Here is a 26,578-nt window from a genome sequence, read left to right on the forward strand (position 1 = left end):
CTCTATTGGCCACCGAACGATCACGCACCAACCCGACAGGACTTTTCCATGACCCATCTTCCCAATTCCGTGCAGGGCCGCGATCTGAAGTACCTGCTGCATCCCGTGACCAATGCCCGCGCCCATGAAAAGCACGGACCTTTGATCATCACCCGGGGCGAGGGTGTCCGCGTCTTTGACGATACCGGCAAGGATTACATCGAAGGGCTTGCCGGATTGTGGAGTGTGGCGCTTGGCTTTTCCGAACAGCGGTTGGTGGATGCGGCGATCCGCCAGATGCAGCAGCTGCCCTATATGCATCTGTTCGCCTCCAAAGGACACGAGCCGTCGGTCCTGTTGGCCGAAAAGCTGGTGCAGATGACCCCGGACGGTCTAGACCGCGTGCATTTCACCAATTCGGGGTCCGAGGCAAACGACACCGTCATCAAGATGGTCTGGTTTTACAACAATGCGATTGGCCGACCCGAAAAGAAGAAGTTTATCGGGCGCATCAAGGGTTATCACGGGATCACCATTGCCGCGGGGTCGCTAACCGGGCTTCCAGCCAATCACAAGGGGTTCGATCTGCCGCTTGATTTCGCCCGCCATGTCTCGACCCCGCATTTCTGGCGCTTTGGAGAGGAGGGCGAGACCGAGGACCAGTTCTCGGATCGTCTGGCCACCGAGTTAGAGGAGATGATCCTGACCGAAGGCCCTGACTCGGTCGCGGCTTTTATCGGAGAGCCTCTGATGGGCGCGGGCGGCGTGATCGTACCGCCGCGCGGCTACTGGGACAAGGTTCAGACGGTCTGCCGCAAATACGATGTACTGATCGTCGCCGATGAGGTCATAAATGGCTTTGGCCGTACCGGGCGGATGTTTGCCTGCGAAACGTATGGGATCAAACCCGACGTCCTTGTCCTGTCCAAGCAGATCACATCATCCTATCAGCCGCTAGCGGCAGTAGTGTTTAGCGATGCGATCTATCAGGGGATCGCCGACGGGTCCGACAGGCTGGGCACATTCGGGCATGGCTATACGACCTCGGGACATCCGGTTGCGACCGCCGTTGGGCTGGAATGCATTTCCATCATCGAAGAGCGTGACCTCGTCTCAAATGCCGCTCGCATGGGTCAGATCCTGCGCAAGGGGCTCGCCCGATATGCCGATCACCCGATGGTGGGCGAGGTGCGCGGCGCAGGGCTGATCGCAGCTGTCGAATTCGTGTCGGACAAGACCAGCAAGGCAGGGTTCGAACCGGTGGGCCTTGCTGCGCAGGCGGTGGTGACGGCCTGCCAGGCCCATGGCCTGATCCTGCGCGTGTCAGGCGAGGCGGTGTGTTTTTGCCCGCCCATGATCATTACCGAGGAAGAGGTGCGTGATCTGCTGCACCGCTTCGATCTTGCCATGAACGACGCCTTTGCCATGATCGCCGCGTGACCGTCGGCGGGCGATCCGAGGCGTGACGCCTGACAGCATCGGCGCGCCTCAGACTTCATACGTCGGGCGCAAATCGGCGCTTAGGATCGTACCGCTGTCTGAGAGGTGGTCGCAGGAATTTGGACCAGTCGCTAAGCTTTGCCAATTGACGAAGGACTGATCTGTATGACGGAACGGAAGCGCTATTCGTCTGAGTTCAGCGCAAAGGTGGCGTTGAAAGCCACCCGCGAAGAACTGACGACTGCCGAGCTGGAGAGTGTCCGAGCTTCTGTGTATCGGTGATTTGGTTCATGCTTCCTGAGAGAAGCAAGGACGATGACGATTTCGAACGGCGGGCGTTTTCCCGTAAAACACGGGGATCTGGAGCTTCTACATCTTCTGCAATTATCCACTCCGCAACATAGGGAGGGCCGTCGCTACCAGGAACCGCATGACAAGTAGTAAGGGAATATCTGGTCTCATCGACCATATCCTTTTAATCAAGGCGAGTCTTAGCTTTGCATGGCTCTACGCGATGGCTATTTGGTTCAGGCTGAACAACGCTGCCCATGAGCGAGATAGCCGTTTTCTGTCCTGATCACTTGCAAGATAGCGGCGAGAATGAAGGCCAGCAAAGCCCTGAGGTGGGCCAGGATCTTGCGGATGTTATGGCCGCAGCCGCAGAGCACGGCGAAGATGGCGTCCCCGGACGTGCCCTTCAGCGGGCAGCGGGATAAGCGTCCGTCTGTCTTCATATGTCCGATCTCGGGCTCGATGGCGCTGCGTCGCCTCAGCAGCGCTTTCAGCTTTTGCGTCAGGCCGCGGCGGGTGCCGCTGATCAGCACCTTCGTTTCCAACACCCCATGGCCGCGATACCCGCGGTCCACGACCGCCAGATCCGGGATCTGACCGGTCAGGATCGCAACCTGCTCCAGCGCTTCGGGCAGGGTGTGGCCATCGTAAGGATTGCCCGGCAGGGCACGCATGCCCACGACAAAGCCCTCGTCGATGGTGGTGGCCAGACTGACCTTGGTGCCGAACTCATAGCGCTTGCGTGCCTTGCCCTTGGAGATGCAATCGACCTCGGGCTCATGCAGGGCGTAGATCTTGCCGTGGCTTTTTGGGGACTGATGCAGCAGACGACCGACGAGCACGAGAGTGTCCAGAACCCGTTCGCGGAAGGGCCCCTCCGCAATCCCGTCCAACTGCCGGCGAATATCCCGCAGGACACGACCGGTGTATCCCTTCAGCTGTTTCAGAGCCTTGCCCATGCGTTTGAACTGCCTGGCATGGGCGTAGCGCCCAATCCGCACCGCCAGGCGCGGGGCCAGGCGGTTGTAGTTCTGCCGCAACGTGATCCCGCCTTCATTGGCGAGGGCGACAAGCTTTCCACGTGCGGTCTCATACAAGCGCGCATCGGTCGGGTGGGCGATGTTCTTTTCCATAACCGTGGTATCGACGGATATGCGCGACAGGCTGCGGTCATCGACTGTCCTTGACGCCCGCCCGGCCTCGATCGTCTTGGTCAGCAGCCACTCGGCTCCTTCCTCTCCGATCCGCTTGCGCCACCGGGTCAGGGAGGACGGGTCGATCGGCAGGCGGTGCTGGAAGAAGACCTCGCCGGTGAAATGCTGGTAGTAAGGGTTCTCGACCCAACGATCGACGACGGCCTCGTCAGACAGCCGATAGGCATGCTGAAGATACAGCAGACCCGCCACCAGCCGCGGCGATGTGGCCGGCCGTCCTGTCGGGGACGGAAAGAAACCCGCCCATTCGGTCTCGAAGAACTCCCAGTCAATCAGCGCAGCAAGTTTCGCCAGTTCATGGCGCAGATCGATCATGTCGGTCAGGCGGGGACGCAGGAGATCATCCTGCTCTTCAGTGCGCAAACGAGGCTTCATCACAGCTCCGAAAATTCGCAAGGTTTCGAGTATCAGCATACGAAACCTTGCAATTCCCCGCTACCGCTTCGGCACTTTCATCAATAAAATTCAGATGGTTCAGAGTTGTTCAGGTCGAACTATTTGGTGGCTTTATATTACCAGCAGTCTGATCTGGAACGTCGCTGCCGGGTCACACGGCTAAGCACCCGGCACCGGACAGAACAGCTGCATCCGCGCCCTTTGTCCCTACGAGCATTGCCAGCGCCCATGGCTTTCCGCTCCAGGCCGATGGAAAGCTGATTGCGCAGCCATCCACCAAGTTGACCAGCGAAGTATTGCGCAGCATGGCCGCGTTTAGGCGGTCAAAGTCGGCCTCGACCTCGTCGATGCGAGGCGGCATCATCTGCAGTGTCGGCGCCAGCATTGCGTCATGGCCCGCCATCTGGTCCTCAAAATGCGCTGAAATCTCCGCCCGCCCGGCATAGGCGTCGTCGATCTGGTTTTTAGAAAGCGTTTCTGCAAAGCGGATGCGCGACAGCACGCGAGGATCGCCCAAGTCCGCCAGCCGCTTTAGATCCCCGGCATAGATCTCGTGCGCCTCGACCGCGACGATGATGCGGTTCAGGCCGACAGCAGCGCCGATCCTGGTAGCATCGACGGGCGACAGGCGGTGTCCCATGGCCCGGAGACGGGTCTGCTCTGCATCGAACCACGCGGCAATCTCCGGGGAAAGGTCGTTGGTAAAGCCGCCATGAGGCACTGCCAATGTCAACGACCGTTCAGCTGGGGCGGGCAGGGGTGAACCGGCCATCGTCACCAGCACTCGGTGCAGGGTGGCGTGATCGCACGCCATCGGGCCGGGCGTGTCATAGCTGGGTGCCAGCGGATGAACGCCGGCGTCCGGTATCAGGCCCTGACTGGGCTTCATCCCCCAGATGCCATTGGCCGCCGCCGGGATGCGCAGGGAGCCGCCGGTATCGGTGCCGATGGCGGCATCGGTCAGCCTAAGCGCTACCCCCACTGCGCCACCAGAGGACGAACCGCCGGGGATCACGCCATGAGCCAGCGCGCTGGAGGGGGTGCCATGATGGGGGTTCAGTCCCACCCCGGAATAGGCGAACTCCGACATGGAGGTGCGCCCGAACATGACCGCGCCCGCCGCGCGCAGTCGCGCGACGGCAACTGCATCGGCAGTGGCAGGCGCACGATCCGCCAGCAGCAGGGACCCGGCGCTGGTAATCTGGCCAGCCTCGTCGAACAGGTCTTTGACCGAGATCAGCGTACCCAGCAGGGGCAGATCCTCCCCCGAATCATGACGCGATTGCTGGCGCTGCGCCTCGGCGCGGATGCGGTTGGGGTCGAAAGCCACGAAGATGGCGCGAAGCTGTCCTTCGGGCATCGCCATGACGCGCGCGATAGCGGTGTCAATCTTGGTAGCAAGCGCGCTCATGCGACCTCAGCGAGGGTCACAGTGGCATATTCATGGCTGATGCTGCGACCGGTGGTGGGGTCGGACATTGCCATGCGGAACCGGCTGGCCGGGCGCACGCCGCCTTTGGCACCAAAGGTGCCGCACATCATCGCCACGGCGCCGTCTCTTGCCAGACTATCCAGTCCAGCCGCCGTGATTAGATCGCCCAGAGGCCGTATAGCGGAGAGGCTGCCTTGCTGATACGGCACCCAAGACCCATCCTCGTCGATCCAGCTTTCCAGAACGATCTGGTCCAGACGGTCGGCGACACTGTCCCAGTCCCACAACTGGGCCGCGCAGGGCTTGGCGCAAATCTGCTTGGACAGGGCCACAGAATGCGCCTCCAAGGTGCGGTCGGTGTGATCGGATCCAAGGCCTAGCCACTGCCGGCCACCCGCCTGCACCACAAGTGGCTCGACCTCACCTGAACTGCCGGTGCCCACCACCTCGATCCGAGGCGATTGAGTCAGCAACGCGCTTGCGGCGCGATAAAACAGCGGTGTGGTCGAGGGGGGTGTGACCCCGATCGCAGCCAGCTCGTCGATATGGTGCTGGATCGCGGCTTGATCGCGGCCGGTCCATCCGGCGACAACGAGGTGGGACAGTTCGAGATCCAGCCATTGGCCATTGCAGGTAAAGCGCATGGGTCAGTCCTTTCAGAAGGCAGAGGGCAGCCACAGCGCCAGTCCGGGCACCGCAATCAGCGCGGCGACCATCAGGGCCATGACCAGAACATAAGGAATGACGCCCATGATGACGTCATTGATGGATCCGCTTTTGCGCGCGCCCTGAACCACGAACAGATTCAAGCCGACAGGGGGCGTGATCAGTGCCATTTCGACCAGGACGATCATCAGGATGCCGAACCAGACCTTGTCATAGCCAAGCCCCGCCATGATGGGTACGACAATGGGGATTGTGGCGACCATCAGGGCCAAGGTCTCGATAAAGAAGCCCAGTACAACATAGAGGGCGATCACCAGCATCAACGTGCCAAAGGGAGACAGGCCCGACCCGCCGATCAGCGCAGACAGTTGCCGCCCGAGGCCTGCCGAAGTCATTGCAAAGTTCAGGAAATACGCCCCCACGATCACCAGCATGATCATCGCGGAAATGCGGATCGTTCCCTCCAGCGCCTCACCTATTGACCGCAGCGTCAGCCCGTCGCCGAACGCAGCGATTACGGCGGCCATGGCAACCCCGATGGCGGCCGATTCCGTGGGTGTGGCCCAGCCTGCATAGATGGACCCGATGACTACGCCGAAGAGGACGATGATAGGCAGCAGCTGTCCCAGACTGCGGACGCGTTCCGACCATTGAAAGCTGCGCGACGGTCCGCCAAGCGCGGGGCGTACGATGCAGATGGCGGCGGTAATGACAATGAAGCCCAATGCCAGAAGCAGCCCCGGGATCAGCCCGGCAAGAAACAGCTGCGGGATCGAAGTTTCGGTCAGAAACCCATAGACGATCAGATTGATCGAGGGCGGGATCATGATGCCCAACGTGCCGCCCGCGGCGATTGCCCCAGAAAACAGGCGCGGATCGTAATTCAGCCGCTCCGCCTGCGGCATGGCGACCGTGGCGACCGTCGCGGCGGTCGCCACGGATGACCCTGAGGTAGCGGAGAACATCGTGGCCGTGGCGATATTGGCATGGACCAGCCCGCCCGGCAGCCAGGACAGCCATTTGTCCAGCGCCGCATAAGTGCGTTCGGCCACACCGCCGCGGACCAGAATTTCGCCCAAGAGTACGAAGAGCGGGATGGCGATCAGGGTGCTGGAAGCCGAGGACGACCAGACCATCTGCCCCATCCCGCGCAGCAGGGGAAAGGCAGAATAGAATTCGCTGACCCCGACGCCTAGAAGGAACAGCACGATCCCCACGGGGATCGACAGGGCCATCAGCCCCAGCAATGAGATTGCGACGGACCAGATCACAGTTCCACCTCCGATCCGATGCCTATAGTGGCGTCGAGCGCCTCTCGGCGCCCGGCGACGAGATAAGCCAGTGCGATCAGCGTCAGGGCGGTGGCGGTCAAGGCGAACCACAGCCAGCCGGCGAACCAGATGCCCTGCGGAATCCATAAGGGCGTTTCCAGCGGCGTGTTGGCGCGCGATCCCTGTTCCAGCGTGCGGGCCAGAACCGGCCAGCTTTGAAAGGCGACCAGCAGAACGATTGCATTGGTGACAATCATCGCAAGGATGTCCATCGCTGCCCGACCGGTTTCCGCGAGCTTCAGCCGGATCACGTCGATGCGCACATGGGCGCGCTGGATCAGGGCGCAGCCCAGCCCCCAACTGGCCACGGCAGCCATGACATAGCCCGATATCTCGTCCGAGCCGCCAAGCGAGGCGCGGCCGGATCCGCGCAGGATCACATCCGTCAGGATGAACAGCACCGTCAGCACCAACGCCAGACCCAGCACCAGCGCCACGGCGCGATTGGCGCGCCGCAGCGCGCCATAAAGATGATCGACCATTCGCCCGCGCCCTATTCGGCGATGGTCAGGCCGACCGTCTGGCCGACCGTCTCGTTCCAGCGCGTGGCCCAGTCACCGCCCGCACGCTCGGCCCAGTCCGGCAGAACCTCGTCGGTCAGGATCTGGCGAGCACGGGCGGTGTCGTCTTCGCTGGCCTCGATCACGGTCATCGAGGCGCTGCTGCCCCCCTCGCAGGCATCGCTGCCGGTCAGGCAGGCGAGATCGTTGTCCAGGCCGCCCTGAGCAGCCTCCCATGCCGGGGCCTCCAGCCCTTCGGCCACGGCCGACAACAGCGCAGTGCGGTTGTCCTCGGACAGACCGTCGAAGCGGTCTGCATTCATCGCGATGACCACGGGATCCCATCCGCCAAGTGGCAACGTCAACAGATGGTCAGAAACCTCCCACCAGCCAGCAGAGAAGCCCGAACCGGCGCCAGTCACCGCACAGTCGATCACGCCACGTTCCAGGGAACCGGGCACCTCGGAAAATGCGATGTTGATGCCTTCGGCACCAAGCGCTTCGAGGAACATCGTCGTCATGCGGCCTGATCCTCGCACCTTTTTGCCTGCCAAATCGTCCAGCGAAGTGACTTCGCCCCGGCAGAACACCATCTGTGGCGGATAGGGGGCGATGCCCAGCACCTGAGCGCTGAACCGTTCGCGCATGATATCTTCAACCATCGGTCGGGCTGCCTGAACCATTGCCAGTGCGGCTGCTGCATCGCTGGCCACCAGCGGCACATCCAGACCTTCCAGTTCGGGTGCATCGCCAACTGTATAATCGGCCACCGTCGCGCCTACATCGAAGACGCCGTCGCCCAGCATCCGGTACACATCGGCGCCCGCGATGCCCATCTGGTCAAAACTGGTCAACTGCGCGGTCAGCGCGCCGCCGGTCAGATCGGATAGGCCCTCGGTCCAGAAGGGCGTTTCGAAATCCTGATAGAGCGGAAGGTTCGACCAGCTGCCCACGACGGCCAGTTCCTCGGCCAGGGCGGGGGTGGACAGCAGCGTTCCGGTCATCAGCAGTGCAAGGGTGGTTTTCATCATTTTCTCCTGTTGGTTTTTTTGTGTTTAATCGTGTTCAGATTGGCGCGGTCGGCTCAGCACGGTCCAAGTCAGGTGGAAAGACGCCGGTCAGAGTACGACCGGCCTGGGCCGCAGGAATGTCCGTGACCAGCATGTGGCCCGGTGCATGAGTGATGGCAAAGGCGGGGCGTGCCGCCGCGATCGCCGCCTGAGGGGTCACGCCGCAGGCCCAGAACACCGGGATGTCGCCGGACCGGATGACGGGGGGATCGCCATAGTCGGGGGTATGGATATCAGCGATGCCAATCAAGGCTGGATCCCCCAGGTGAACGGGCATGCCATGGGCTAGTGGAAAGCCGTCGCAGATGCGCACAGCTTCGATCGCATCAGCGGCGGGCATGGCGCGGAGGCTAACCACCAGCGGCCCACCAAAGCGACCGGCGGCCCGGGTTTCAAGATTGGTGCGATACATCGGCACGTTTCGCCCCGCCGCCTGATGGCGCACGGGAATGCCCGCACGGGACAGCGCATCTTCGAAGCTGAAGGAACAGCCGATGACAAAGCCAATCAGGTCATCCCGCCACAGATCGGCGATGTCGGTGGGATCGGCTACCAGCATCCCGTCGCGCCAGAGGTGATACCGGGGCAGATCGTAGCGCAAGTCGATATCGCGCCCCAAGGTCGGCAAGGTTGGATCGCCGGGGGCGCCCACCGCCAGCAGCGGGCAGGGGCGCGGGTTCTGCTGGCAATAACGTAAGAAATCAGCCGCCTCGTCGGCGGGCAGGATGACCAGGTTGCCCTGCAAGGCATCTCCGCCCAGACCTGCAGTCGGGCCTTCGAAGGCCCCCCGGCGGATTGTCTCGCGCACTTGGCGAGGCGTAGCACACGCCAGCTGATGTAGGCTTGAAAGAACAGGGGACGTCATCGGTACCTCTTTCACTGCTCACGGGACAGTGTGCGGTGCGGAATAAGGTCATGCAACAGTTCAGATATCGTCATTAATGATCACCTGAAGTGATCAGTCATCTGCTGCCGCGAGGGCGGCACGGGTGACCTCGCGGCCGATTTTCTCATTGCGCTTCGCAGAATAGCAGATTGCGAAATCCAGATCGGGCAGGCGCGCCTCGGGGGTCACGCAGATCTCCTTTAGCCCGGCATGCGGCCAGGACCGCACGATTTCATGGGGGATGGTGCCGATCCCAAAGCCTTGGCTAACCAGATGCAGGGCTGTGGCCAGCGAGGCTGAGCCATGCACCGCCGCCACTTTCCGCCGTCCTGGCGAAAGAAGCTGCACGACCCGTCGATGCGGCAGGCTTGATTTGGGAAATGACACGATGGGTAGAGCGGCCAGATCGTCGATGCCAGCCGGGCTCGGCAGGGTGAAATGCGCAGGAACACCGAACCAACCAAGCGTCACCGGCGGCAGGGGTGTCAGGTTAATGCCGCGCGGCGCCTGATCGCGCAGCATAATTACGACGTCAAGCCCGTCTTGTGCCAGCACAGCACCCATTTGGTCCGAAGTATCTATCGAAATCTCGAACCGCAGCAAGGGATGTCGGGCGCGCAGATCGGTCAGCATGCGCGGCAAGACGGTATGGGTCATCGTTTCGGCCACGCCAAGGCGCACGACCCCGGCCATGACGTTCTGTGTCAGCTCTTCCAAGATGCGGTCACGTTGCGCTACCAGCACCTCGGCTTCGTCGCAGAGGCGCCGGCCGGCGGCTGTAAGGCGTACTCCACGTCCGTCACGTTCAAAGATGGCGATCTTCATCCTGTCCTCAAGATGACGCACCCGCCGCGAAATCGCCGATTGTGCAAGACCCAAATCGTCAGACGCAGCCCGGAAGCCGCCATACCGCACGATGGCACGGATAATTTCTATATCACGAAAGCCGAACATCGCACGATGAGACGGGGACACCGCCTGGCGGTCAAGCCGATCTTTCTCCTTGCTCATTAGCCTCCCAAATGCACCGATGGGTGCTATCCTTCTTAAGGCAATGCGTACTATCTTGACGACAGTTGGCGATGGAGATGCTCAAATTATCGGCATTCCATACGACAAACTACCGCGCGACTATACGAGATGGCGCAAAGAGACATACGGTACGGGCGTACGCGCGTCTTACGGGTAGGGGCGTGGTTTGAGATGCAGGCCGTGCAGCTTGCCGAAGCCTTGCGTGGTTCTTCGGGCAAGCTATTGCTTTGAATAACGGGCCTATGAACAGTTCACCGTATGGGCCGTGTTGCGCCTAATAGGGGCTACTGATCGGAAAATCTTTCAACTCTCACTGCAATGACAAAGCCCTGTCCGCCATGACTGCGGCGGAGGTGCGGTTATCCACTCCCATCTTCTGAAAGACCTGCTCGAGGTGTTTATTCACTGTTCGCCAACTGAGGCCAAGGATCACGCCTATATCTGCGCTGGTCTTGCCCTGCGTCAGCCAAAACAGGACATCACCCTCGCGCTCGGTGAGGTTAAAACGTTCGGCCAGCACCGGGCCAGGGGGCCGGGTGTCGCGGCGTGATAGGGATAAAAGGACCTCGCGGGTGGGGCTGGTTCCTAAATAGGAAACAATGATATCGCCATCTCGGTGATCGCCCGCCTCCGACAACGGTACGCGAGCCAATGCCGCCAGCCAGTGGGCGAACTCCCCCTCCGCCCGGCCATTCTGGACAAGCGTCGCTCCCTGGTTCAAAAACTGCCGTGCCCGCGCCGATGTCCATGCGACGCGCCCGTCGGGATGAAACGACACCACGGCCGTGTCTGTCGCATCCAACGCCTGCTGCGCCGCCAACAATTTGCCCGCATTCACCAGATGTACGCCGATGCGGGCGATAAGAGCGTCGAGCTGCAAGGGTTTGGTGACGTAATCGACACCGCCGGCACTCAGTCCCTCCAGCAGATGCTCACTAGCCGACAGACCGGTCATGAAGATGACGGGCGCCTCTATCTCAAGGGGCGGCGCCTTCAATCTGCGGCACGTTTCGAACCCGTCTAGTCCCGGCATGACCGCGTCGAGAAGGATCACGTCCGGTGCCAGCCGTTCGACAAAGCGCAGCGCGGTTGCCCCGTCCCGTGCGGTCATGACAGTGATGCCGACCGCCTCCAACGCGTCCGATACCAGCATCAGCGATGCGGGGTCGTCGTCCACCACCAAGGCGACCTTGCGGCGGACGGTCTCACCCAAGGATGACATCAGTGCCCCCCTGATGCTGATCCAGCAGTATCAGAACTTCATCAAAATCTGCCATGACTGCTGCAGCCTTGAGGGCCGTGTGCAAGCCGGGATCAAGCGCGGCGGTCTCCAGTTGGTCAAGAATGCCTCGCAGATGACCGATCCGCGCCATTCCGCGCAACGTCGTCAAAAGCTCGAAATCGGGCTTGTGGGACGCCTGACCCTTTCCGGCAGATGTCATGCGCGCAACATTCGAAGGCATGTTCCGATCAACAGCTTCGTTTGTCGTGCCGTCCGAAAGCACTTCGTCATAGGGATCAGTGGCGCGTTCGACCTTGAGGAGATGCATGATGCGCGACAACAGGTCATCGAGGATCAGCGGCTTTGCGATGAAGCCATCATGCAGTCGGATGTCCGGCACGCCCGATTGCAGTTCCAGCGCATGCCCCGTCAGGATCAGAACGGGCGTTGCAGGATGTCCGTTGACGCGAAGCCACTGGACGAGTTCCCACCCGCTCATACCGGGCATGTCGATATCCACCAGAAAGAGATCTGGAGAAAGTTCACCCAACAATTCCTGTACTGCGGCCGCATCCGAGGCGGTGACGATGTTGAAACCCTTCGGGCGCAGATAACTTTCCATCAAGGCAAGATGATCTGAATCATCGTCGACAATCAGCACCAGACGGCGTCGACCGTCATAACTGTTGCCGGGCGACAGTTGCTGCTGGGCGGCAGCCTTGGGCGAATGCGCACCCGCCAGATATAGCTTCAGGCGAAACTGGCTACCCACCCCGGGCTGGCTGGTCACGCTGATATCGCCGCCCAGTACATCGACCAGAAGCCGAGTGATCGTCAGGCCGAGCCCCGTTCCGCGCGGAAGGCCCGGGGTGCGACCCCGCGCAAAGGGTTGCCAGATCCGGTCAAGATCCTCGTCCAGGATTCCCATGCCGGTATCCTCGATCTCGATCGTGGCCACCTGATTGCGCCAACCGATGCGCATCGTGACATGACCTTTTGCAGTGTACCTGAAGGCATTCGCCAAGAGATTGATCAGGATTTGCCGCAGGCGCTTTTCATCGACCAATACCCATTCTGGCAGCTTGCTGAGCAGCTCGATCCGAAAGTCCAGATCTTGCCGCCGGGCGCTCTCGCGAAATACATCGGCAATCTGGTGCAGCAGATCGGGCAACCGGACCCGGGTGCGGACCAGTTCCAACCGCCCTGCCTCGATCTTCGAAATATCAACGAGCCCTTCGATGAGCCCTGCCAAATGCTCGCTTGATCGCCGGATCGCGCGGACACCTTCGCGCCGGTCGCGGGGCAGGCGCTGATCTGCGTCCAGCAATTGTGCGTAGCCATAGATGGCATTTAGCGGCGTCCGCAGCTCATGGCTGAGGCCTGCCATGTAACGCGTCTTGGCAAGGCTGGCGGCCTCTGCCTGTTCCTTGGCGGCCTGCAGCGCCTTGTCGGTCCGCTCATGGGCGCGGACTTCGCGCAGCAGGCGCTCGGTCTGAAGCTCGTTGTCGCGCAAGGCGGCCAGCCTGGCTTCGCCGGTCAGAAGAAACAGCCAGACCGCAATACCGATCGTGATGACCGAGCTGGCCAGGATCAGGGCAAGCGTCGCATCCATGGCTGCCGAATCCGCTGTGCCGGCTGTCTGCCGGATCACAAGAAGCACCCCGGCCACCACGCCGACCAACAGCGTGGTCGTGACGAGGAACCGTGCCAGCCGCTGATCCAGCAGGCGAACCACTTGTGCGGGAAGATAGGTCTCGGCCAGCTTGCGCGAAACGTTGTCCAGCCTTGTCTCTGGTTTGCAGGCATCCCCGCAGGACGCGTTCAGCGAACAGCAGAGCGAACAGATCGGCGCTGCGTAAAAGGGGCAATGCGTCATGTCCTCCCTGTCAAAGCGGTAATCGCACAGGCAACATTCGACTAGATCAGCGGCCATCACGACGGGCGGACGCGCGATGTAGAACCGCCCGCCCGTGGCCCATGCGATCAGCGGCGCCAGAGTGATCGAACTGACAAGCGCGATAAACGGTGAAAGCGCCTGCGCCTCGGGACCGAACACGCCGGCATAGGCCAGAAACGAGATGCCCGCGCCCCCGCCCATGGCGCCAAGACCGACCGGGTTCACGTCATGCAGATGCGCGCGGCGGAACTCGATCCCCCTGGGGCTGAGGCCCAGGGGCTTGTTGATCGTCAGGTCGGCGAACAGCACTCCGATCCAGGCCAGGGCCACATGCGAATAGATAGACAGCGTCGTCTCCAGCGCGGCAAAGACGCCCAGCTCCATCAGCAGCAGCGCGATCGCGACATTGAACACCAGCCAGACCACGCGTCCGGGATGGGCATGGGTGATGCGCGAAAAGAAGTTCGACCAAGCGATCGAGCCGGCATAGGCATTCGTGACGTTGATTTTAAGCTGGGATAAAATCACGAAGATTCCCGTCAGCACCAGCGCCAGCACCGGATAGGGCAGGGCCATCGAAAAGGCCTTGTGGTACAGAAGCGTCGGGTCGATGGCATGGGTCAGGTCCAGGTCGATCGCCTCTGGCGGGACCAGCGTGATCAGCCAAGAGCCCAGCAGCATCTTGACGGTGCCCAGAACTGCCCAACCCGGCCCGGCCAAGATCACCGCACCCCACCAGCGCCACTTTTCGCGCCTGCCGTGCGGTTCGGGCAGGAAGCGCAGGAAATCAACCTGCTCGCCGACTTGCGCGATCAACGCCAGCACAACACCGGATGCTGCGCCAAAGGCCAGGATGCCGGGCGTGGCGCCGCCGTCCAGACCCTGGAACCCGGTCCAGTCTGGCAGGTCCTGGCCGCTCAGCGCGATCAGCCCGAAGGGCAGGAGATGCAGCACGATCCACGCGGGCTGTGTCAGCGCCTGAAAGGCCGAGATCCGGCTGAAGCCGTGGATGACCATCGGAATGATCGCCAAGGAGGCGATGAGATAGCCGACCGACACCGGAATTCCAAAGACCAGCCGCAGCGCCGAGGCCAGGATCGCAGCTTCCAGCGCGAAAAAGATGAAGGTGAAGCAGGCATAGATCAGCGAGGTCAGGGTCGAGCCCAGATAGCCAAATCCCGCCCCGCGCGTCAGGAGGTCGATATCGACCCCATAGCGCGCCGCATAATAGCTGATGGGAAACGCGGTGACGAACAGAATCAACCCGCCCGACAGGATCGCCGCGACGGCCACGTCAAATCCCCAGCTCAGCGTCACCGCGGCCCCGATCGCCTCGAGGGCCAGAAACGAGATTGAGCCGATGGCGGTGTTGGCGACCCGTCCCGGTGACCAGCGGCGGGCCCTGCGCGCAGTGAAGCGCAGGGCAAAATCCTCTATCGTCTCGTTGGCGACCCAACGGCTGTATTGCCGCCGTTCCCGCGTGGCCTGAAAGGCTTCGCCCATCTCCTCGATCTGTCCCCATTGTGTCGGTGCAGAGAAACGGCCGTACCTCTGGCGGTACCGATGCCCGGACAGCCCCTGCCGCCATTCCGCTATCGTCCCGAGGATACGGGGAAAACTGCGAAGGGGTATACGTCATTCGACGTATGTTGCGCTGCAGCATCCGCCTTCATGATCATCGCAAGGCGCCGCTCGTGAACACAGCGCCAGCGAACAGAGAGGAACCTGCCATGTCCCGCAAGCCGCCATTCCCCGTATCTGCCCAGTCCACCGCCTCGCGCCGCGCCTTTCTTGCCGGCTCTGCCGCCCTGACCGCGAGTCTTTTCCTGCCAAAGGGCGTCAGGGCCCAGGATTTCCCGACTGCAACGGTCAATACGACCGGTCTGGCCGTCACCGATACCGAAGTGACCGTGGGCATCCTGCACTCGGTCACCGGCACGATGGCCATTTCGGAAACCGGCTCCGTGCAGGCCGAAAAGCTGGCCATCTCGCAGATCAACGAGCAGGGCGGGGTGCTGGGCCGCCAGATCACCTTCATTCAGGAAGACGGCGCGTCCGACTGGCCCACCTTCGCAGAAAAGGCCCGCAAGCTGCTGGTCAACGACAAGGTCGCGTCCGTCATGGGCTGCTGGACCTCTGCCAGCCGCAAGGCGGTGCTGCCGGTGTTCGAGCAGCATAACGGCATGCTGTATTACCCGACCTTCTACGAAGGGCTCGAGCAGTCGCCCAACGTGATCTATACCGGACAAGAGGCGACGCAGCAGATCCTGGCCGGGCTGGACTGGGTCACCGAAACCAAGGGCGCCAAATCGTTCTATCTTCTCGGCTCGGATTACATCTGGCCGCGCACCTCGAACAAGATCGCCCGCAAGCATATCGAGATGAAGGGCCTGGAGGTGCTGGGAGAAGAGTACTTCCCGCTTGGCCATACCCAGTTCAACTCCGTCATCAACAAGATCAAGCTGCGCAAGCCGGACGTGATCTACGCGATCGTGGTCGGCGGGTCGAACGTGTCGTTCTACAAGCAGCTGCAGGCCGCAGGGATCGACCTGACGCAAGAGGCGCCGCTGCTGCTGACCATTTCGGTCACCGAAGACGAGATCCTGGGCATCGGCGGCGAAAGCATCGAAGGCGCCTATGCCTGCATGAAATACTTCCAGTCTCTGGACAATCCCAACAACATGGCCTTCGTCGAGGCGTTCAAGGAGATGTGGGGCGACGACATCGTCATCGGTGACGTCACGCAAGCCGCCTATCTGGGTCCGTGGCTGTGGAAGGCCGCCGTCGAGCGGGCAGGCAGCTTCGACATCGACCGCATCCGCGAGGCCAGCCCGGGCATCGAGATGGACACCGCCCCCGAGGGCTTCGTGAAGGTGCATGACAACCACCATCTGTGGTCCAAGACCCGCGTGGGCCGGGCCATGGCGGACGGGCAATACGAGGTCGTCTTCGAGACCGCCGAGCTGGTCGAACCCGATCCCTTCCCGGAAGGCTATCAGTAACGCTCCCCTCTGCCATCCGACCTTGGATGCCGGCCAGACCGGCATCCGCCCCTTCCCCGACGCGAGGTGCGCGATGTTTGCCGATTACAGCTGGGGCGAGCTGGGTTCGATCTTTGCCATGCAGGGATTTGCCGGGCTGATCCTGTTCTCTGTCTTCGTCCTGATGGCCCTGGGGCTGGCGATCATCTTCGGCCAGATGGGCGTCATCAACATGGCGCATGGCGAGTTCATGATCCTGGGCGCCTATGTGACCTATCTGATGTCGGGGCTGTTCCAGACCTGGCTGCCCGGCCTGTTCGGCATCTACTTCTTCGTCGCAATGGCCTTGGCCTTTGTGGCCGCGGGCGCGCTTGGCATGGTCGTGGAATGGCTGCTGATCCGCAGGCTGTATCACCGGCCCCTGGACACGCTGCTGGCAACCTGGGGACTGTCGCTGATCCTGCAGCAACTGTATCGCAGCATCTTCGGCGCGCGCGAGGTCGGTGTCAGTGTCCCGCAATGGATGATGGGCTCGCTGCCGCTGACCGACATGATCGAATTGCCGATCAACGGCATCTTCGTGATGGTGCTGACGCTGGTGATCGCCGGCGGCGTCTATGTCATGCTCTATCGCTCGCAATGGGGCCTGCAGGTGCGCGCGGTGATGGCCAACCGCAGCATGGCCGATGCGACGGGCATCAATACCGGCTGGACCGACCGGCTGACCTTCGGCATCGGCTGCGGCGTGGCGGGGGTTGCCGGTGCGGCCTTCACGATGATCGGTTCGACCAGCCCGACCGCCGGGCAGCTCTACATCGTCGACACCTTCCTGGTGGTCGTCTTCGGCGGGGCCGCCAGCCTGCTGGGCACCATCGCCTCGGCCTTCGCGATCAGCCAGACGCAGTCCTTCCTCGAGTTCTTCCTGTCGGGCTCGATGGCCAAAGTGCTGACCCTGCTGGCCGTGGTCGGCATCCTGATGCTGCGCCCGCAGGGCCTGTTCTCTCCCAAGATCCGGAAATGAGGCCTGTCATGACCGACACCCCCCCCGCCATGCCGCCCGCCCGCGGCTTTCTGGACCGGACCGAGATCCTGGGCGTGATCGTCCTTGCCATGGTGATCTTCGTCATCCTGCCCGCCTTCACCGATCCGTTCCGCCTGAACCTGTATGGCAAGTACCTGACCTATGCTTTCGTCGCGGTGGGGCTGGTGCTGTGCTGGGGGTCGGGGGGCATCCTCAGCCTGGGGCAGGGGATCTTCTTCGGCCTCGGTGGATATTGCATGGCGATGTTCCTGAAGCTGGAGGCCTCGACCCCTGAGGCGACCGCGATCCAGTCCACCCCCGGCATTCCCGACTTCATGGACTGGAACCAGATCACCGCCCTGCCATGGTGGTGGGAGCCCTTCCATTCGTTCAGCTTCACCCTGTTTGCGGTGGTGGCCGTGCCGGTGGCCTTCGCCTTCATCATCGGCATGGCTATGTTCCGCAGGCGCGTGGGAGGGGTGTATTTCTCGATCATCACGCAGGCCGTGGCCGCGATCCTGACCATCCTGATCATCGGGCAGCAGGGCTTCACCGGCGGCATCAACGGCATCACCGACCTGCGCACGCTGCTGGGCTGGGACATCCGCACCGACAGCGCAAAAGAGATCCTGTATTTCGTCAACGGCATCCTGCTGTTCGTCTGCCTGGGCATCGCGCAGTTCATCCGCCGGTCCAAGGCGGGCCGACTGCTGATCGCCATGCGCGACCGCGAGGACCGGGTGCGGTTCTCGGGCTATGACGTCGCCGCCTTCAAGATTTTCATCTTCTGCGTGGGGGCGGGCTTTGCGGCCATCGGCGGCGCGATGTTCACGCTGCAGGTGGGCTTCATGTCGCCCAGCTTCGTCGGCATCGTGCCCTCGATCGAGATGGTGATCTTCTGCGCGGTCGGCGGGCGCTATTCGATCCTGGGGGCGGTCTGGGGCGCGCTGCTGGTCAACTGGGCCAAATCCGCGTTCTCTGAGAGCTTCCCCGAGCTGTGGCAGTTCGGCCTGGGCGGGCTGTTCATCGCGGTGGTGCTGCTGTTCCCCGAGGGACTGGCCGGGTTGTGGAACCGCTATGCCGCCCCCCTGCCGGGCCGGCTGCGCCGCAGGGCGCCCCGCTCCGCCCCTGCTCCGGCTGAATGAGGACCGACGATGAACGTGGAAAATCCAAGGCTGATCCTGTCCATCGAGGATCTGACGGTGTCCTTCGACGGGTTCAAGGCGGTCGACGGGCTGAACCTCTATGTCGCGCCGAATGAATGTCATGTCATCATCGGCCCGAACGGGGCCGGCAAGACCACCGTGCTGGATCTGATCTGCGGACGGACACGCGCGACCTCGGGCTCAATCGAGTTCAAGGGCATGGAACTTCTGAAGATGCGCGAGGATCAGATCGTGCATGCGGGCGTGGGCCGCAAGTTTCAGACGCCCTCGGTCTATGAGGATCTGACCGTCTTCGAGAACCTCGAGATCAGCTATCCGCGCGGCTATTCGGTCTTCGGTGCGCTGGCCTTCCGCCGCACCTCCGAGATCCGTGACCGGATCCACGACGTCGCGGGCACGATCTTCCTGGCCGATCACCTGGGCCAGAAGGCCGCCCATCTCAGCCACGGCCAGAAACAGTGGCTGGAGATCGGCATGCTGCTGATTCAGGATCCGCAGCTGCTGATGCTGGACGAGCCGGTGGCCGGCATGTCGGTGGCCGAGCGCGTGAAGACGGCCGAACTGCTCAACCGCATCATCGCCGACCGATCCGTCATCGTGGTCGAGCATGACATGAAGTTCGTCGAGGACATCGCCACCCGGGTCACCGTCCTGCATCGCGGCAAGCTGCTGGCCGAGGGCTCGATGGCCCATGTCCAGGCCGATCCGAACGTCATCGAAGTCTATCTGGGCCATTGAGGGGGAAGCCATGCTGAACGTCACCGACCTGCGCGCGGCCTATGGCGAAAGCGAGGTGCTGCACGGCATCGACCTGCCCGTGGCACCGGGCGAAATCGTCGCCATCATGGGCCGCAACGGCATGGGCAAGACCACGCTGATGAAGACGCTGATGGGCGTGGTGCCGCTGAAGTCGGGCGCCATCGCGCTGGACGGCACGCCCATCGGGGCCCTGCGCCCCCATGCCCGCGTGGCGCGCGGCATCGCCTATGTGCCGCAGGGGCGGATGATCTTTTCCGCGATGACCGTGCAGGAGAATGTCGAGACCGGCCTGACCGTGACCGGCCGCCGAAAGGTGCCCGACGACATCTACGAGCTGTTTCCCGTGCTGCTGGAGATGAAGTCCCGCCGGGGCGGCAACCTGTCGGGCGGCCAGCAACAGCAGCTGGCCATTGCCCGCGCGCTGGCCTCCGACCCCAAGGTGCTGCTGCTGGACGAGCCGACCGAGGGCATCCAGCCCTCGATCATCCGCGAGATGGCGCGCACGCTCAAACGCATCCGCGACCAGCGCGGCCTGTCGATCCTGGTCTCCGAACAGGTGCTCAGCTTTGCGCTGGACGTGGCCGACCGGGTGATGGTGATCGAGAACGGCCGCATCGTCCACGACGCCCCCCGCGCCGGGCTGGACGAAGCCCGCGTCTCGAAATTCCTTTCCGTCTGACTTGCCAACAGGAGGCTATCATGGCTGACACGCTGATTTCCGTGGACCTTGCGGAGAGCCCGCACACCAATGACAAGATCCACAACCGCTGGCATCCCGACATCCCCATCGCGGTCTGGGTCGAGCCGGGCGACGAGTTCAAGATCGAGACCTATGACTGGACCGGCGGCCAGATCTCCAACAATGACGACGCTTCGGATGTCCGCGACGTGGAGCTGGAACAGGTCCACTACCTGTCCGGCCCCATCGGCATCAAGGGCGCCGAGCCGGGCGATCTGCTGGTGGTCGAGATCCTGGACATCGGTGCAAAGGAAGAAAGCCAATGGGGCTTCAACGGCTTCTTTTCCAAGCAGAACGGCGGCGGCTTTCTGACCGAGCATTTCCCGCAGGCACAGAAATCCATCTGGGATTTTCATGGCATGTTCACGACCTCGCGCCATATTCCCGGCGTGAAATATGCGGGCCTGATCCATCCGGGGCTGATCGGCTGCCTGCCCGACCGCAAGATGCTGGACATGTGGAACACGCGCGAGAAATCTCTGTTCGACACCGACCCGGCCCGCGTCCCCCCACTGGCCGCCCTGCCCACGACGCAATCGGCGCATATGGGCGCCCTGACGGGAGAGGCCCGCGACAAGGCCGCGGCCGAAGGCGCCCGCACCGTCCCCCCGCGTGAGCATGGCGGCAATTGCGACATCAAGGATCTGTCGCGCGGCTCGACCATCTATTTCCCGGTCTATGTGCCCGGGGCCGGGCTTTCGATGGGCGATCTGCATTTCAGCCAGGGCGATGGAGAGATCACCTTCTGCGGCGCGATCGAGATGGCGGGCTGGCTGCATCTGAAGGTCAGCCTGATCAAGGGCGGCTGTGAAAAATATGCGATCCGCAACCCGATCTTCAAGCCTTCCCCGATGGCGCCGAAATACGACGACTACCTGATCTTCGAGGGTATTTCTGTCGATGAGACTGGCACCCAGCATTACCTGGACGTGCAGGTCGCATATCGTCAAGCCTGTCTCAACGCGATCGAGTACCTGAAGAAGTTCGGATATACCGGGGCGCAGGCCTATTCTATTCTGGGAACCGCACCCGTCCAGGGCCATATCTCCGGCGTGGTGGACATTCCCAATGCCTGCGCGACGCTGTGGCTGCCGACGGACATCTTCGAGTTCGACCTCAAGCCCAACACCGACGGGCCCAAGCTCTATCTTGACGGGTCTGTCGATCTTCCATTGGCCCCCGATCTTTGAATGTCCCGGGCGCCGCTTGCGGCGCCCGTTCCCAAACCGAAGGGACGAGCCCATGCCCAGCTACGATTACCGCTGCCCCACTTGCGGCCCCTTCGAGGCCCGCGCGTCCATGGCCGATTACGCCCAGCCCGGCTGCTGCCCCACCTGCCGGAGCACAAGCCCACGGGTGTTGCTGAGCGCCCCGCTTGTCGCCAACATGGATGGCAACCGGCGCCGTGCCTTTGCCACGAATGAACGCAGCGCTGATAGCCCGAAGCGATCTAGCCATGGGCCCGGCTGTAGCTGTTGTTCCGGGAGCCGCAAAAAGCCCTCCAGCACACTATATCGCCCCGACGGATCGAAATCGTTTCCCACGAAACGACCTTGGATGATTTCACATTAAAGATCGGCGGCAATCTCTCGGGCGCAGTGGATTTCTTTTCGCCCATGGGATTTGCGAACGGCGGTCAGAGAGGCCGGCATGCTTGATAAGGGCGCATATGGAGCTGGGTTGCTGTTGCGTGGTGGCTGGCGAAACGGCAGACCCGTTGACAATTAGTGACCATCTCTGGACGGTCGTCTACTCGAACCACAAAGACGACGCTTCTGTTTGATCCTATTGCCGCTTGGCGACGAAGGCTGACGCGTCGTCAGACCTGTAGGACGGGTCGGCGCTGGAAGGTTTCAGCAACAAGTCGAAAGTCACGTCGACCCGATACGTGGATTCTTCATAAGAGCGTGTCAGATCACCTCACCGCGGCCGCAGCCCGTCCAGAAAGACGTTCAGCAAAACATCCGCACGTGATGCGTCTGCACCGGGACCGTAGCTCAAGCCAAGCAGCACCCGCATCAGGTCATCTGCGGTGATTTCGTCGCGAATCTGTCCTGCTGCCAACGCCCGGTCGCGCAAACCGCTGACAGCCGCCGTCATGCGGGCCGACTGCTCGGTGAAGAACGGCGCCTCCTTGTCCAGCACCGGAGCGAGGGCCGTGACCATACCCTTCTTGGTCGCCATCATTGCCAATGCGGCCGTCATCCATGTCTCGAGGTCGTCTTTTCGGGCCAGCGCCTCCAGTTCCTCGACCTCGCGCGCATAGACAGCCTGGAAAAGCGCCTCCCGCGTGGGGAAATGGCGGTAGAGGGTGCCAGTTCCCAAGCCGGCACGGCGCGTCACGGCTTCGAGACTGGCTCCATCGGCGCGGAACACCTCGCGTGCGGCGGTCAGCAGACGTTCGCGGTTGCGGGCCTGATCGGCACGCGGCTTGCGTGCAACTGGCGTGTCTTCGCCCATTACCGGCCTCCTCCTCCATCGTTCTTGCGAAACGGAGGATGCCTCCGTATGGTGGTGTCATGGCCGCGTCCGGCCCTACTTCCCGATAGCCTATCGCCAACGAGGGAAAGATGACACAGACCCTGAACCTGACCATCAACGGAACCGCCCGGGCCCTCGCTCTGGACGACCCTCGCGTGACGCTACTGGACGTCCTGCGTGAACGGATCGGCCTGACCGGCACCAAGAAGGGCTGCGACCGCGGCCAGTGCGGCGCCTGCACGGTGCTGATCGATGGACGGCGCATCAACGCCTGCCTGGCGCTGGCATTGTCCCATGACGGGGCCAGCATCACCACGGTCGAGGGCCTGGCCCAAGGCGAAGACCTGCACCCCGTGCAGGCCGCATTCATCCGCCATGACGGGTTCCAATGTGGTTATTGCACGCCCGGCCAGATCATGTCCGCTGTCGCCCTGATCGCCGAGGGCGAGGCCGGGCTGGACCCGGAACGCGTCCGCGAGGGGATGAGCGGCAACCTGTGCCGCTGCGCCGCTTATGCCGGGATCACCGAGGCCGTGCTGGACGCCACCCGCGTCATGACCACGCGGGAGGATGCGGCATGAACCTGTTCGATTACACACGCGCCGACACACTGGAGGCCGCTATGGGCGCGGATGGCGCGATCCTGGCCGGCGGGACGAACCTGCTGGACCTGATGAAGATCGGCGTCGCCACGCCGTCGCGGCTGGTGGACATCACCCGCCTGCCGATGCGCGGGATCGACGACCATAACGGTGGCCTGCGCATCGGCGCGATGGTCAGCAATGCGGATCTGGCCCGCGATCCGCGGGTGCTGGCCCGCTTTCCCGCCGTGGCCGAGGCGCTGCTGTCCGGGGCGTCCCCGCAGCTGCGCAATGCCGCCAGCACCGGGGGCAACGTGATGCAGGCGACCCGCTGCAGCTATTTCCAGGACCCTCTGTCGCCCTGCAACCGCAGACAGGCCGGATCGGGCTGTTCCGCCATCGGTGGGGTGACGCGAAACCATTCAGTCCTGGGCTGGACCGACGCCTGCATCGCAACGCATCCGTCCGACCTGTGCGTGGCGCTGGCGGCCTTCGACGCCGTGGTGGAGATCGCGGGCCCCACGGGTCGCCGCGAGATGCCAATGGCCGAATTCCATCCGCTGCCCGATGCGACCGGCGTGCCGCCCGCGCTGGCGGCCGGAGAGGTCATCACTCATATCCGCCTGCCCGATCCCGGCGGCATGGCCCGCCATGCCCGCTATGTGAAGCTGCGCGAGCGGACGTCCTATGCCTTTGCCATCGTCTCGGCCGCGGCGGGGGTCCACGTGATGGACGGCCGGATCGTGGCTGCCCGCCTGGCCCTTGGCGGCGTTGCTGCCCGCCCCTGGCGCGCCCATGCGGCCGAGGCCGGTCTGATCGGCCAGCCCCCGTCGGAGGACGCCTTTGCCCATGCGGCCGCGCTGGCCCTGCAGGGTGCCGCGCCGTCGGGCGACAATGCCGTCAAGATCGTGCTGGCACAGCGCATTGCCATCCGCGCGCTGATGCAAGCTGCGGCGGGCACGCCCGACCGGATGCCCGCGCTGCCCGCCTCTGTCTTCGAAGGAGACGTCCATGGCTGACATGACGAACATCCAGCAGCACGTGCGCTTGGGCTCGAACTCGGGACAGCCGATGACCCGACGCGATGGGGTGCTGAAGGTGACGGGCCAGGCGCCCTATGCCGCCGATCGCCGCCCCGAGGGCGTGCTGCACGCCGTCACCGCCGTCGCAGGCATCGCACGCGGCACGGTCGAACATCTCGACACGGCGGCGGCCTTGGCGCATCCGGGCGTGGTCAGGGTCTATACCCCCGCGAACCGTCCAGCCTTGGCGGTGCATCCCGACACCAAGATCCACGGCTTTGCCTGGCGGACCGAGGCGTTGCAGGACGACACCGTGCGCTATGCCGGACAGCCCATCGCGCTGGTTGTGGCCGAGACGCTGGAGGCCGCGACCGAGGGTGCGCGCCTGCTGAACCCCCGATATCGTGCCGATCCGCCGAGGATCGGCCTGGACGGCAATGCGCCCTATGACCCCGAAACCGTCAGCATCGGCCGCCCGCCGTCGCTGCAGACGGGCGACATGGACGCCGCCCGCGCGGGTGCCGCCCACCATTTGGACACGGTCATCGAGACCGCGGCCCAGTATCACAACGCGCTGGAACCCCATGCCATCACCGCCAAATGGGTCGGTGACCAGCTGGAGATTGACACCCCGAACCAGGCCATTGGTCTAGCGAAGCAAAGTTTTGCGGCCTATCTAGGGATCGATCCGGCACAGATCGTGATCCGCAGTCCGTTCCTTGGCGGCGGTTTTGGGTCAAAGGCCATCCTGTATGGTGCGCAGCTGCTGGCGGTGCTGGCGGCCAGGGATCTGGACCGCCCCGTCAAGCTGGCGCTGCGTCGCGACCAGATGTACGGCCCTGTCGGCCACCGCCCCGCCACGCGGCAGACGCTGCGTCTGGACTTGGACGACCAGGGGCACATCATCGCGCTGGACCACCACACATTGGCCGTCGCCTCCAGCTTCGATGACTTCATCGAAAGCGCGTCGAACGCCTCGCACAGCGTCTATGCCACGACCGCGATGCGGACCACGCACAGCGCGGTGCGCGCGGATACCGGCACGCCCGGACCGATGCGCGCGCCCGGAGAGGCGCCGGGATCGGCCGCTCTGGAGGTCGCCATCGATCAGGCGGCCCATGCGATGGGCATGGACCCGCTGGCCTTCCGTCTGCTGAACTATGCCGAGACCGACCCGGCCACGGGGATGGCGTTCTCCTCCAAGGCGCTGCGCGAGTGCTATGCGCAGGCAGCGGACCTGTTCGGATGGGCAGACCGCCCGATGGCACCGCGCCAGATGCGTCAGGGGCGGTTGCTCAAGGGTTGGGGCATGGGCACCGCGCAGTTTCCCTGCCCGATGTTCCAGGCTGCGGCGCATGCGACCTTGCGCGCCGACGGCAGTGCGGTGGTGGAAACCTCGGCCGCGGATATGGGGCAGGGGGCCTGGACCGCGCTGGCGCAGATCGCCGCCGACGGGCTTGGCATCGATGTCGACCGGCTGGAGTTCCGCTCGGGCCATTCCGACCTGCCCGATGCGGGCGTGGCGGGCGGATCGGGCCATACGGCCACGGCGGGCACCGCGCTCTTCAACGCCGGCGCCGACACGGTGCGGCAACTGGCCGACATCGCCATCAACGATCCGGGATCGCCGCTGTTCGGGGCGGGCAACGCGGGCGTCACCGCGCGCGGCGGGCGCCTCTATCGCAACGACGACGACAGTCGCAGCGAGACCTATGAGGACATCCTGGCCCGCGCCGGGCTGGACCTGCTGCGCGGAGAGGGCAAGGGCGCGCGCGAGGGCGAACCCGACCGGGCCATGTTCTCTCATGGCGGGGTCTTCGCCGAGGTGCTGGTCGATCCCGATCTGGGCCAGATCCGCGTCAGCCGGCTGGTCGGGGCCTTTGCTGCCGGCCGCATCATCAACCCGCAACTGGCGCGCAGCCAACTGCTGGGCGGGATGATCTGGGGCGTGGGCTTTGCCCTGCACGAGGAGGCAATCCACGATCCGCGCACGGGGCGGTTCACCAACAACGACCTTGCCGGCTATCACATCCCGGTCAATGCCGATGTCCCCTTCGTCGAGGCGCTGATGGTTCACGAAGATGATCCGTATGTGAACGCGCTTGGTATCAAGGGTGTCGGAGAGTTGGGGGTCACCGGCACGGTGGGCGCCATCGCCAATGCCGTCTGGCATGCGACCGGCATCTGCCCGCAGCGCTTCCCCATCCACCCCGAAAGCCTGATCTGAGCCATTCTCATCTTGCCATGCCAGGCAACAATGGCCCCGGTGCCATGCGGCGCCGTGCTGGCCGTAGCTTCGGCCTTTCCTATTGCTATACGAGCAAGTTCCAGCAATTCCGCAATCAGGTGAGGGCGGTGGGTGGTAGCCACCTTGGCCGGTGGCTGGGCTGCAGGGCTTGCAAGCAATCATCCGTTCGGCTCACAGACGTCGTTGGTTAAGGCTGCTTTCCTTAGGGTGCCATCTATTAAAGA

22 protein-coding genes are annotated in these 26,578 nt (G+C 63.2%); 11 read left to right on the forward strand and 11 right to left on the reverse strand.

The genetic code is table 11. From position 1 onward, the window contains the following. Positions 1–48 precede the first annotated feature (48 nt). Complete coding sequence (locus E4191_RS16985) at positions 49–1,419, forward strand: aspartate aminotransferase family protein (RefSeq protein WP_139615671.1); 1,371 nt, start codon at positions 49–51, stop codon at positions 1,417–1,419. Between the two features lie 527 nt (positions 1,420–1,946). Here the strand turns inward: E4191_RS16985 and E4191_RS16990 are convergent. From E4191_RS16990 to E4191_RS17035, 10 genes are all read right to left on the reverse strand, one after another. After that, a complete protein-coding gene (locus E4191_RS16990) occupies positions 1,947–3,299 on the reverse strand; it encodes an IS5 family transposase (RefSeq protein WP_139615611.1) in 1,353 nt (450 codons plus the stop codon). Positions 3,300–3,471: 172 nt separating this feature from the next. Next, positions 3,472–4,731 (reverse strand): amidase family protein, encoded by a 1,260-nt coding sequence (locus E4191_RS16995; RefSeq protein WP_139615672.1) that lies wholly within the window; start codon positions 4,729–4,731, stop codon positions 3,472–3,474. Beyond that, positions 4,728–5,396, reverse strand: coding sequence for a DUF2848 domain-containing protein (locus E4191_RS17000; protein ID WP_139615673.1), 669 nt, complete (start codon positions 5,394–5,396; stop codon positions 4,728–4,730). The genes E4191_RS16995 and E4191_RS17000 overlap by 4 nt, the downstream gene beginning before the upstream one ends. Positions 5,397–5,408: 12 nt before the next feature. After that, the gene (locus tag E4191_RS17005) at positions 5,409–6,689 is read right to left on the reverse strand and encodes a TRAP transporter large permease (protein WP_139615674.1); all 1,281 of its coding nucleotides are present in this window, start codon (positions 6,687–6,689) and stop codon (positions 5,409–5,411) included. Continuing rightward, positions 6,686–7,231 carry a TRAP transporter small permease subunit gene (locus E4191_RS17010; protein ID WP_139615675.1) on the reverse strand — a complete coding sequence of 182 codons (546 nt, stop codon included), beginning with the start codon at positions 7,229–7,231 and terminating at the stop codon, positions 6,686–6,688. Before E4191_RS17010 ends, E4191_RS17005 begins: the two co-directional genes overlap by 4 nt. An 11-nt stretch (positions 7,232–7,242) precedes the next feature. Further along, positions 7,243–8,277 (reverse strand): TRAP transporter substrate-binding protein, encoded by a 1,035-nt coding sequence (locus E4191_RS17015; protein ID WP_139615759.1) that lies wholly within the window; start codon positions 8,275–8,277, stop codon positions 7,243–7,245. 37 nt (positions 8,278–8,314) lie between these two features. Then, positions 8,315–9,184 (reverse strand): putative hydro-lyase, encoded by an 870-nt coding sequence (locus E4191_RS17020; RefSeq protein WP_139615676.1) that lies wholly within the window; start codon positions 9,182–9,184, stop codon positions 8,315–8,317. 93 nt (positions 9,185–9,277) lie between these two features. Further along, positions 9,278–10,216: a LysR family transcriptional regulator gene (locus E4191_RS17025; protein ID WP_139615677.1), complete on the reverse strand. Its 939-nt coding sequence runs from the start codon at positions 10,214–10,216 to the stop codon at positions 9,278–9,280. Between the two features lie 331 nt (positions 10,217–10,547). Then, positions 10,548–11,459 carry a response regulator transcription factor gene (locus tag E4191_RS17030; RefSeq protein WP_139615678.1) on the reverse strand — a complete coding sequence of 304 codons (912 nt, stop codon included), beginning with the start codon at positions 11,457–11,459 and terminating at the stop codon, positions 10,548–10,550. Further along, positions 11,443–14,859, reverse strand: coding sequence for a hybrid sensor histidine kinase/response regulator (locus E4191_RS17035; protein ID WP_139615679.1), 3,417 nt, complete (start codon positions 14,857–14,859; stop codon positions 11,443–11,445). Before E4191_RS17035 ends, E4191_RS17030 begins: the two co-directional genes overlap by 17 nt. A gap of 227 nt (positions 14,860–15,086) precedes the next feature. Here E4191_RS17035 and urtA point away from each other — a divergent pair, with 227 nt between their 5' ends. From urtA to E4191_RS17070, 7 genes are all read left to right on the forward strand, one after another. Continuing rightward, entirely contained in the window at positions 15,087–16,358 is a 1,272-nt protein-coding gene (gene urtA, locus E4191_RS17040; protein ID WP_139615680.1) for an urea ABC transporter substrate-binding protein, read from the forward strand. A 73-nt stretch (positions 16,359–16,431) separates the two neighbouring features. Then, positions 16,432–17,358: an urea ABC transporter permease subunit UrtB gene (urtB, locus tag E4191_RS17045; RefSeq protein ID WP_139615681.1), complete on the forward strand. Its 927-nt coding sequence runs from the start codon at positions 16,432–16,434 to the stop codon at positions 17,356–17,358. A 29-nt stretch (positions 17,359–17,387) separates the two neighbouring features. Further along, complete coding sequence (gene urtC / locus E4191_RS17050) at positions 17,388–18,503, forward strand: urea ABC transporter permease subunit UrtC (RefSeq protein ID WP_139615760.1); 1,116 nt, start codon at positions 17,388–17,390, stop codon at positions 18,501–18,503. Between the two features lie 9 nt (positions 18,504–18,512). After that, positions 18,513–19,262, forward strand: coding sequence for an urea ABC transporter ATP-binding protein UrtD (gene urtD, locus E4191_RS17055; protein ID WP_139615682.1), 750 nt, complete (start codon positions 18,513–18,515; stop codon positions 19,260–19,262). 10 nt (positions 19,263–19,272) lie between these two features. Next, positions 19,273–19,962, forward strand: coding sequence for an urea ABC transporter ATP-binding subunit UrtE (gene urtE / locus E4191_RS17060; RefSeq protein ID WP_139615683.1), 690 nt, complete (start codon positions 19,273–19,275; stop codon positions 19,960–19,962). 20 nt (positions 19,963–19,982) lie between these two features. Next, positions 19,983–21,212: a formamidase gene (gene fmdA / locus E4191_RS17065; RefSeq protein WP_139615684.1), complete on the forward strand. Its 1,230-nt coding sequence runs from the start codon at positions 19,983–19,985 to the stop codon at positions 21,210–21,212. A 52-nt stretch (positions 21,213–21,264) separates the two neighbouring features. After that, positions 21,265–21,594 (forward strand): FmdB family zinc ribbon protein, encoded by a 330-nt coding sequence (locus E4191_RS17070; RefSeq protein ID WP_139615685.1) that lies wholly within the window; start codon positions 21,265–21,267, stop codon positions 21,592–21,594. Positions 21,595–21,942: 348 nt separating this feature from the next. On the opposite strand, the gene E4191_RS17075 is transcribed toward E4191_RS17070, so the two are convergent. After that, positions 21,943–22,482 carry a TetR/AcrR family transcriptional regulator gene (locus E4191_RS17075; protein ID WP_139615686.1) on the reverse strand — a complete coding sequence of 180 codons (540 nt, stop codon included), beginning with the start codon at positions 22,480–22,482 and terminating at the stop codon, positions 21,943–21,945. Positions 22,483–22,592: 110 nt separating this feature from the next. Here E4191_RS17075 and E4191_RS17080 point away from each other — a divergent pair, with 110 nt between their 5' ends. Genes E4191_RS17080 through E4191_RS17090 form a run of 3 tightly spaced genes read left to right on the forward strand, consistent with a single transcriptional unit; the run spans position 22,593 to position 26,333 of the window. Continuing rightward, a complete protein-coding gene (locus E4191_RS17080; protein WP_139615687.1) occupies positions 22,593–23,084 on the forward strand; it encodes a (2Fe-2S)-binding protein in 492 nt (163 codons plus the stop codon). Beyond that, entirely contained in the window at positions 23,081–24,103 is a 1,023-nt protein-coding gene (locus tag E4191_RS17085; protein WP_139615688.1) for an FAD binding domain-containing protein, read from the forward strand. Before E4191_RS17080 ends, E4191_RS17085 begins: the two co-directional genes overlap by 4 nt. Beyond that, positions 24,096–26,333: a xanthine dehydrogenase family protein molybdopterin-binding subunit gene (locus E4191_RS17090; RefSeq protein ID WP_139615689.1), complete on the forward strand. Its 2,238-nt coding sequence runs from the start codon at positions 24,096–24,098 to the stop codon at positions 26,331–26,333. Before E4191_RS17085 ends, E4191_RS17090 begins: the two co-directional genes overlap by 8 nt. Positions 26,334–26,578: the final 245 nt, after the last annotated feature.

Origin of the sequence: Paracoccus liaowanqingii (assembly GCF_004683865.2) — a bacterium.
In the GTDB taxonomy this organism is placed as follows: domain Bacteria; phylum Pseudomonadota; class Alphaproteobacteria; order Rhodobacterales; family Rhodobacteraceae; genus Paracoccus; species Paracoccus liaowanqingii.